This is a genomic window from Metabacillus malikii, assembly GCF_030813355.1.
GTDB classification, from domain to species: Bacteria; Bacillota; Bacilli; order Bacillales; family Bacillaceae; genus Metabacillus; species Metabacillus malikii.
In genome coordinates, this window is the sequence record NZ_JAUSUD010000008.1 from 159,948 (window position 1) to 169,275 (window position 9,328).

Consider the following 9,328-nt stretch of genomic DNA (forward strand, 5'->3'; position numbering starts at 1 on the left):
ATTGGAATTCAAAAATATATCCCTGTTCTCTTTTTAAGATGTAATGTACTGACATATTCATTTACATTTCATGATTATTATCGGTAACCATTTCTAGCATGTATTGTTCACTATCATTATATTTGATTATTTCTATTTCACTTACAATAGCATGTACACATAAACTCACTTTAAGATTCTTTAATGGAATTTAAATATTGGTAATACTTTCTAAGTAGTGCTGATTCGTAAATGAAGAGCCTAACCCATTTTGATTAAGATTTAGGCTCTTTCTAGAATTGTTCTGTTAAATTATACGATGGCATGCTAGTTCCTATGCACCATGTTCACTCAGTATTAACTATATTTCTATCCCCATCTAATTTAAATTCACTGCATACCTGATACAATAATAATTTTAATGACCTTAAAAAACCTCATTTACTTGTGGTACGGTTCCCCCCGATTAATCCTAAACGCCCGATACACCTGCTCAACTAATATCAACCTCATCAACTGGTGTGGAAACGTCATCTTTGAAAAGGATAGCGTATCATTCGCTCTATCCATCACCTGTTTACTTAAGCCTAGTGAACCACCGATAATAAAAGCTATCTTACTCTTCCCATATGTAGCTAGTTGGTCTAGTTCTTTGGCAAGCTGTTCGGATGATTTCATTTTTCCTTCTATTGCAAGAGCAATGACATGGGTGTCATCGCTAATTTTTGATAGGATTCGTTCTCCCTCTTTTTGCTTCACCTGTTCCATTTCAGTATCGCTTAAATTTTCAGGTGCTTTCTCGTCTGGTAATTCAATGATGTCAATTTTTGCATAAGTTGATAGCCGTTTTAGGTATTCATCGATACCTTGCTTCAAATATTTTTCCTTTAATTTTCCGATTGTTACAATTGAAATATTCACTCTTTTCCCCCTTACTATTGAGTGAAATTTTTATCCACATTTCACCTTCACTTATCCACAGTACCAACAGAATGTTCGTTCCCTACTATATATACGGCTTGGTTTTCGCACAAATCGCAAGTTGTGGATAACTCTTGTTGTCCAGCACTAATTTTTTCTATTTCTGGTGCTAATTCTTTTTCATCTACATACATATCAATTGCTAATTCTATATGTTCATCACAACAATACATATTCTTTTCCTCCTTATCCACATGTGGATTCCCATTTATAGTTTTACCACTTTTTTAGTTTATCCACAAACAGTTATTTATTATTAATTTGCAGCTCATTCCAATTTTTGACCAAAAAAATAGAAGGCATTAGCCTCCTATTAAATCTTGTTCTCCTAGCTTCATTTTTCCTGTCTGTTTTTCTCCGTTACGGTAGTATGAAAAATCTACAGTGTCCCCGATATTTTGTTTATATAAGACTTTCCTTAATTCGATAATATCCTTAATTTTTTCCCCAGCGAATTCTGTTATGACATCAAGTTCTTTTAATCCCGCTTGATGTGCAGGAGAAATCGGGTCTACACTCATTACGACTATTCCTGCTTCTATTTCTTTTGGAAGCTTTAGAGTTTGTTCAACATGATAGCTTGAGACTTCATTTAGTGACCTCATGCCGATTCCCATATATGGACGTCTTACTTCACTATATTTCTCTAGGTCATCAATTATTGGGATTGCATGATTTGAAGGAATGGATAATCCGATCCCTTCTACAGCAGATTGGGCGATTTTCATTGAGTTAATCCCGATAACTTTACCATCCATATTAATAAGGGCTCCACCACTGTTACCAGGGTTTATCGCTGCATCTGTTTGTAATACCTCTGCATTCCAATCAACTTGACCATCACCGTTTTCATCAATTGGTATTGCTCTTTCAGTACCAGAGATAATCCCTTGTGTCACCGAACCAGAAAATTGTAATCCTAGTGGGTTTCCGATTGCAATGACAGGTTCACCTGGTTTTACTTTGTCTGAATCTCCAAACTCGGCTACCTTGTCAATTTTCTCACTACTCATTCGTAGCACGGCTAAATCTGTTAATTCATCACTACCAAGTATTTCAGCAGGTACACGAGTACCATCACTAAGACTGATTTCTACTTCAGATGCGCCAGCAATTACATGATGGTTCGTGACAACGAAGGCGTTTTTCCCCTCTTTTTTATAAATAACACCGGAACCTGTACCAGCTTCTCCTGTTTCATTCCAGAAACCCGCTTCTTGTAGGTTAACAACACCGACAACAGCATCAGATACTTGATCAACGATGTCGGTAATTGCAGTATTCACATCTACTGAAACATTCTTAACTGGTCCTGATGTATCTCTTGTTGTACCTGTACTGGACTCATTATCATTGCCAGATAAATTCATATCATATGGTAAAAAGTCTAAATTAGATAAAGTAGGAATTGCAAAAATGACGAGTAATCCGCCTAATACTGCACCTACTAGACCTGCTGCAAACCAACCAATCCGGTTTCCCTTTTTCTTCTTAGGTTGATTACTTTCATAATCTTGATCATAATAGCCCATAACCATCACCATCCCTTTCGTACAAATCCACGAATAATAGTGTTATACCTAACAAACATTATTCTCCTCATAGGTGAAAATTAACCAAGTGAGAATGAATTTTTTGTTTAGAAGGATCATTTGCTTATTACTTATCAATGTATCATTTATTTTATCAAATATGTTTTGGAAATTAAAATATGTAAGTAGTAGATGAGGGTGGCTTAAGTCACCCTCATTACTTTATATAGCTACAAGTGGTGTCGGGGTTGTTGGGTCTGTGTCATAAAGCTCAAACTGCTCTCCAGTCATAAAACCCTTAGTTGCCAAGGTTTGCTGAACAGCCATTCGTGCTAAATCTTTCATATTATTGTCTTTACTTAAATGAGCTAAATAAATTCGTTTAGTTGAATCGCCGATTACGTCCATCATCGCGATTGCTGCATCTTCATTTGAGACATGTCCAACATCGCTAAGTATTCTACGCTTAATACTCCAAGGATAATGTCCCATCTGCAGCATTGAAACATCATGGTTGCTTTCAAACACAAAAGCATCAGAATTTTTAATTGTCCCTTTCATTCTGTCACTCACATAACCCGTGTCTGTAATTAATGCGAGCTTTTTACCTTGATGATGGAAAACAAAAAACATTGGCTCCGCAGCATCATGTGAAACACCAAATGATTCAATATCTAATGAGCCAAACGATTTAACAGCACCTGTTTGAAAAACAAACTTTTGCTCTGTTTCGATTTTACCTACTAAGCCATCCATTGCCTGCCATGTCTTTTCATTTGCATAAATCGGTAATTTATATTTTCTTGCAAGTACACCTAAACCTTTAATATGGTCACTATGTTCATGTGTCACGAGAATGCCTGATAACTTGCTTATATCTTTCCCTATTTGCTCAAATAAGTTTTGCATCTGTTTTCCGCTTAATCCTGCGTCTACTAAAAATGATTGATTTTCAGTTTCTACAAAAATAGCATTCCCCGTACTCCCGCTTGCAAGTACACTGAATTGCAAGCCCATTTCGTTCACTCCTCTTTCACTTCATTATCTGGTGACTGTAATATTTCTGCTTCAAGTGCATTTACATAGTAATCTTCTCGTTCGCCTTCAGCCGTTTCAACCATAATGTGCCAGGTTGGTGCTAAAATTTGCTGATTAGTCAATGGTATATTTGTGTAATATCCGTATTCTGTACGAACTAGCTTACTGCCCGTTCCCAAAAGATTTTTATTATATAATGCCTCAATTGCCTCTGATGCAGAAACAGTCACTTCTTTTTCCTGTACCTCTTTTATATCTTCCAACATTGACTGCTCATATGAATATATTTCATTTTTATCATTCATCTCTAATTTCACCATTGCAATATGGTTTTCATTAGCTTGAAAGATTTTATTGTTTTTATATTTTTGGATACAAATAATTGCATTTTCTTCTTTGTCTAAATACCAATACTCATACATCTCACCATAGAGTACATTTTCCTTTAAAAATTGAGTTACTTTACTCTTCACATTTACATCCGGAATTGGGTATGGCTTCTCTAACGACATTGATAAGGTTGTATATCCTGCTTTCATGCCTAAGCTAGGCTGTAAATTTTGCTCCTGCCCTTTAATTAGTAAACTATTAATATCTGTTAAGGAGAAGTCTTTACTTTTTGCAGAGATATAATAACCTGTTTCTTTATCCTTTGGTAAATCGCCGATTGTAATTCCGCTTAGTTCTAGTTTTCTTTCAATTGGTACCTCTTGTGTTAATGTAAATTCAGAATCACTTCTCGTTTTAAAAAAGACAACAGCTAAATATAAATCTAATATGAGAAATGCGATAATAAAAATGGTCTTTGTTTTACTCCATTCCATTTGCATTTCCTCCGGTCACTTTATCTTCTTCATAAATGATTGTTGTTTCTCCATTATCCATCTTTAAGCACCATACTGGTTCTGCATTTACATAGTTTCCAGAGTTGCTCAATTCATACCCTATAAAGATATTTTCAATTTGAAGCATATCATATTTAGCATTTTCGCCAATAATCATTTCTTGAACACTTCTTCCAGACATTAATGTACTAGAATTGTTTTGAAATCCATTATCTACTAATTCATATAACGGTCGATAATATTTTGCTAGTTCATTTTCTCCCCATACTTGGGATATAGTTGTTGGACCGAATGGCTTTCTTGCCGAATTAATGACAGGCATTGATTTAATCATCATAATAAATGTTGTTTCTTGTTCTTCCTCATTAACATGAAATAAACCAAAGTCATTTGTCCAACCTCCATGACTATTTAGAGAAACTATACTCTTATCAATCAATGAGCTTGCTATCAAAGAATTTGAATTTCTGACAGTAGTGTTTACGTATTCAACGGTTTGGTTGCTTAGAGAAATATCTAATAATCGGACAGAATCAGTATAACGATTGTAATCTTGCTTCACAATACTTGGATTTGTAAATAATGCATCTCTAAATTTCCGACCCTCTACCTCTTCTGTTAAGTATTGATATTTCTCTACTGTTACTTCCTTCTCCGGCAAATATAGGCTCTTACCATTACCTATTTGTATTGAAAAGTATTCTTGGAATTCTCCCTTATTATTAAATAAGCCTTCTATAAAGTTACTAGCGTTCTCATTATTTACGGATGATTCTAATACACTCATTTTATCATAAGATACAAAATAAACCTTTTGAATCTCACTTCCTCTATCTAACTGTAGAAGGATGCTGTCAAATGATAGATTTCCAGTTATCTCAGCTTCCCATTTTAACATTGATTGGAACGTAAACATCGGTATCTCACTAAAAAACCTAAGTTCGATCTTCTCCTTTATTCCATTTAACCATGTTTGAAAAGATTGTTCATTAGGAAATGTTTGTTCTTCTTTCTTTAAATTACTATATTCCCATTCCTGCATTTTCTTCCACGTGCTATTCATATACGTGCCATTCAACGTACTATAATGTTTGTCACCTTCATGAATAAATAGCTGCTGTGGTCTCACAACCTCATGAAATTCTCTCGTTTCATTTGTAATTGGAATACTTTCATATAGCTTTGTATCTGTTTTTTCCCTTGTTGCTGGTTGATATGTCCATGTATTCCACGTAAGCAAAAAGCTTGTAATGATTAACACCGTCAAGATGATACTTTTTATTGTTTCCTTTTTCATTCCCACTCATCCTCTTGTTCCGGGTTATATGGTATCGTAAAGTAAACGGTTGTTCCTACTCCTTCCTTACTTTTCGCCCATATATCACCACCATGTGCATAAACCATTTCCTTTGCTATTGCTAATCCTAGTCCAGTACCACCGAGTTTTCTAGACCTTGCTTTATCAACTCTATAGAAGCGGTCGAAGATTTTATTTACTTCACCCTTTGGTATACCTACCCCTTCGTCCCTTATAGAGATTTCTATTTCAGCAGGAAGTACATTTACTTTAAATGTAATGTGACCACCCTCTGGAGAATATTTTAAGGCATTAGAGATTATATTATCTAAAACCTGAGTAATTTTGTCCGTATCAATGTCAACATATAAATCATCCTTAGGAATTTTCTTTATAAAGGTTACATGTTGAGATTTTGTCATTTCAAACCGTTCGATGATTTTATTGAAGAAATCAGTAAAATTCACCCAATCCTTATTTAGTCGATATTCCGTACTATCGAGCTTCGACAGTTGCAATAAATCATTTACTAGGCGGATCATTCGTTCTGTTTCAGTCTGTGTTACGTTTAAAAATTGTGGTGCAATATCTTTGTCTTGCCATGCCCCATCAGCTAAAGCCTCCAAATAACTCCTCATTGTTGTTAATGGCGTCCGTAATTCATGGGATACATTTGCTACAAACTCTCTTCGCTCTTGGTCTATTTTTTCTTGTTCAGTTATGTCATATAAGACTGCAATAACCCCATCAATAATACCTGATTCTTTTTGTATTGCAGAAAAACTAACCCTTAATATATATGAACGCTCTTTTGTGCCAGTTTCAATAATAATCGAATCCTGGTCATCAACCATACTATCAAATTTATCCATTTCATCTAGCCCTAATAAATCGGTAATATGAATATTTTTCACCGTTCCACGTGAAACATTTAGCATTTCTAGTGCAGGATTATTGATTAATATAACTTTTCCAGTACGGTTCGTAGCAATGACTCCATCAGTCATATGGGCAATAACTGAGGCAAGTTTCTTCCGCTCACCCTCGGTCATTGCTTGTGCTTCTTCTAATTTACCTGTTAAATAATTAAAGGTTTTTGCAAGTTGTCCAATTTCATCCTCACCATATACTTTAACTTTTCTAGAAAAGTTCCCATTAGCTAATTCAATCGCTTGTTTCCTCATATCAACCATTGGCCTAGTTATCGTTCGAGCTAAAAATATCCCTAATGCTGCTGTTATAAATAGAGATAGGGCTGTACCGGTAGCAAAAATTTTATTAATCAGCTGCATTTGGGAATATACCTCTTCCATAGAAGCCTCAAGATAAATAACCCCTATGATGTTATTACTAAAGTTGTTTTCATTGATTGGAAAGGCCATTTCTACTAGTCGTTCACCTGAGCTTTTCTGAATTTTAAATTTAGGTTCATAATTTATTCCTAATAGAGCCCGTTTTACATTGGCCATATTTTGCTTCTTTCCAAGAATGTTATCATCATTAGTAGCAGCAAGGACAATCTCATTATTGTCTATTACACGGACATCAGTTATTTCACTCGTTTTAAAATCTAAAATAATCGATCTCATCTCTTTAAGAGAAGCTTCCTCTTCTTCAGGATTCTTTTTTTCACGTGACATTTCTTGTTCAATGTTATAGACGAGTAAATTCACACGTTTCGAGATAGATTCTACGAAGTTTGTCTTTAATGACACTTCTAATTCCCTTACAAAGTAAATTCCGATAATTTGCATTGCTAAAACAATTAGTAAGACATATACTAAAACAAATTTGAAATGTATTGAATGGAAAAATCCTACTTTCCTCATCTTCTATTCCTCAGAATTGCGTAAATAGTAACCTACCCCACGTCTCGTCACGATCCATGTAGGATGGCTTGGATTGTCCTCTATTTTTTCTCTTAATCTTCTCACTGTAACATCAACTGTTCGAACGTCTCCAAAGTAGTCATAGCCCCAAACGGTCTGTAGGAGATGTTCCCTCGTCATTACTTGCCCAATATGCTTTGATAAGTAATGAAGTAATTCAAATTCCCTATGTGTTAATTCAATTGTTTCGCCTCTTTTTGAAACAACATATGCATCGGGATGAATAACAAGCGAACCAATTTTTATTTCATTTGATGAACCTTGGTCTTCGCTATTTTCACTCGTGTTCTGACGTCTTAAATTAGCCTTCACACGCGCTAATAATTCCCTTGTACTAAATGGTTTAGTGACGTAATCATCAGCCCCTAATTCCAGGCCTAGCACCTTATCAATTTCAGAATCCTTGGCAGTTAACATGATGATTGGCATATCGTGATTTTTTCTAATTTCACGACAAACTTCCATTCCATCCTTATTTGGTAGCATAATATCTAATAACACTAAGTCTGGAACTATTTCTTCGACCATTTCTAATGCTTGATTTCCATCATAGGCACAGTAAACGGTATAGCCTTCCTTTTTCAAATTAAACTCTAATATATCAGCAATCGGTTTCTCATCGTCGACTACTACAATTTTCTTTTCCATCATTTTTCGCCCCTTTATGTCCGTCTATCCTATAAGATTAATGTACCACTTTCACCTGTTAAGTTCATCCCTTTTAAAGTTTAGACGGATTGATATCATTACAACTAGAACCATATGGAATATAATATAAATAAGACTGACTACTATAGATAACTTGTCAGTCCCTGCTTTATTAAATATGTGTTACTAATTCATTCCAGTATGTACAACAGTTTAAGAAATTTGTCTGTTCAAAATTATTGTTTCAATTATTATTAATTAACATGCCTTTATTATACTTAACCTTCTAAATTTACCATACAATGAATTAGAATTTACAAGATTAGACAAATTGTAATAGGATTGTATTATTTATAACATTATTTAAATAGATGCCCAATATTTACATGATTTTTCCTGCAGCCTATCCTTTTAAAAGATTGCTGTAAATTTAAAAAGACATGATTCAACAGAATCATGTCTTTAAGAAGTGGCTCGGGACGGAATCGAACCGCCGACACATGGATTTTCAGTCCATTGCTCTACCGACTGAGCTACCGAGCCATATATAGTAATTAATATAATTTCAAAAACAATATTACTTCTCACATACATTTATTTCTTACTAGCCTTTAAAGCATATTAAATATCAAACTTAGTTAAATCGCCCTCATTTCAGCTAGCTTATTCAAGGTGCTGTTCAATGAGTACGCTGATGGTTTGCTTCGCAGCTTATTCGATTGTGCTCTACCGAATGAGTCACCGAGACTTATGTAATAACTATCTTACTGTTATGTATAATGGCGGTCCGGACGGGACTCGAACCCGCGACCTCCTGCGTGACAGGCAGGCATTCTAACCAACTGAACTACCGGACCATAGATGTCTAAAAATGAAATAAGTGACCCATACGGGATTCGAACCCGTGTTACCGCCGTGAAAGGGCGGTGTCTTAACCGCTTGACCAATGGGCCATCTTGTTTTAAAAAACAAAATGGTGAGCCATGAAGGACTCGAACCTTCGACCCTCTGATTAAAAGTCAGATGCTCTACCAACTGAGCTAATGGCTCATTATAAAGAATGAGATATTATTTAGTTTAATGCTTGTTTCTGACGCCCAAATTTCAGGTTGATTATTC

At 35.1% G+C, this 9,328-nt stretch carries 8 protein-coding genes and 4 tRNA genes; all 12 read right to left on the bottom strand.

Annotated features, from left to right (window positions below):
- Positions 1-420: 420 nt before the first annotated feature.
- Complete coding sequence (gene rlmH / locus J2S19_RS10225) at positions 421-900, bottom strand: 23S rRNA (pseudouridine(1915)-N(3))-methyltransferase RlmH (protein ID WP_307341057.1); 480 nt, start codon at positions 898-900, stop codon at positions 421-423.
- Positions 901-947: 47 nt separating this feature from the next.
- Positions 948-1,133 (bottom strand): CxxH/CxxC protein, encoded by a 186-nt coding sequence (locus J2S19_RS10230; RefSeq protein WP_307341059.1) that lies wholly within the window; start codon positions 1,131-1,133, stop codon positions 948-950.
- Positions 1,134-1,262: 129 nt separating this feature from the next.
- Positions 1,263-2,492, bottom strand: coding sequence for a S1C family serine protease (locus J2S19_RS10235; RefSeq protein WP_307341061.1), 1,230 nt, complete (start codon positions 2,490-2,492; stop codon positions 1,263-1,265).
- Positions 2,493-2,714: 222 nt separating this feature from the next.
- Entirely contained in the window at positions 2,715-3,509 is a 795-nt protein-coding gene (gene yycJ, locus J2S19_RS10240; protein WP_307341064.1) for an exodeoxyribonuclease YycJ, read from the bottom strand.
- Between the two features lie 5 nt (positions 3,510-3,514).
- Positions 3,515-4,354: a two-component system regulatory protein YycI gene (locus J2S19_RS10245; RefSeq protein ID WP_307341067.1), complete on the bottom strand. Its 840-nt coding sequence runs from the start codon at positions 4,352-4,354 to the stop codon at positions 3,515-3,517.
- Positions 4,341-5,672 (bottom strand): YycH family regulatory protein, encoded by a 1,332-nt coding sequence (locus tag J2S19_RS10250; protein WP_307341069.1) that lies wholly within the window; start codon positions 5,670-5,672, stop codon positions 4,341-4,343. Before J2S19_RS10250 ends, J2S19_RS10245 begins: the two co-directional genes overlap by 14 nt.
- Positions 5,669-7,501 carry a cell wall metabolism sensor histidine kinase WalK gene (gene walK, locus J2S19_RS10255; protein ID WP_307341071.1) on the bottom strand — a complete coding sequence of 611 codons (1,833 nt, stop codon included), beginning with the start codon at positions 7,499-7,501 and terminating at the stop codon, positions 5,669-5,671. The genes J2S19_RS10250 and walK overlap by 4 nt, the downstream gene beginning before the upstream one ends.
- A 3-nt stretch (positions 7,502-7,504) precedes the next feature.
- Entirely contained in the window at positions 7,505-8,209 is a 705-nt protein-coding gene (gene yycF / locus J2S19_RS10260) for a response regulator YycF (protein ID WP_307341073.1), read from the bottom strand.
- 470 nt (positions 8,210-8,679) lie between these two features.
- A tRNA-Phe gene (locus J2S19_RS10265) sits at positions 8,680-8,752 on the bottom strand.
- Between the two features lie 237 nt (positions 8,753-8,989).
- Positions 8,990-9,066, bottom strand: a tRNA-Asp gene (locus J2S19_RS10270).
- 24 nt (positions 9,067-9,090) lie between these two features.
- Positions 9,091-9,162 (bottom strand) — tRNA-Glu (locus J2S19_RS10275).
- A 21-nt stretch (positions 9,163-9,183) separates the two neighbouring features.
- A tRNA-Lys gene (locus tag J2S19_RS10280) sits at positions 9,184-9,259 on the bottom strand.
- Positions 9,260-9,328: the final 69 nt, after the last annotated feature.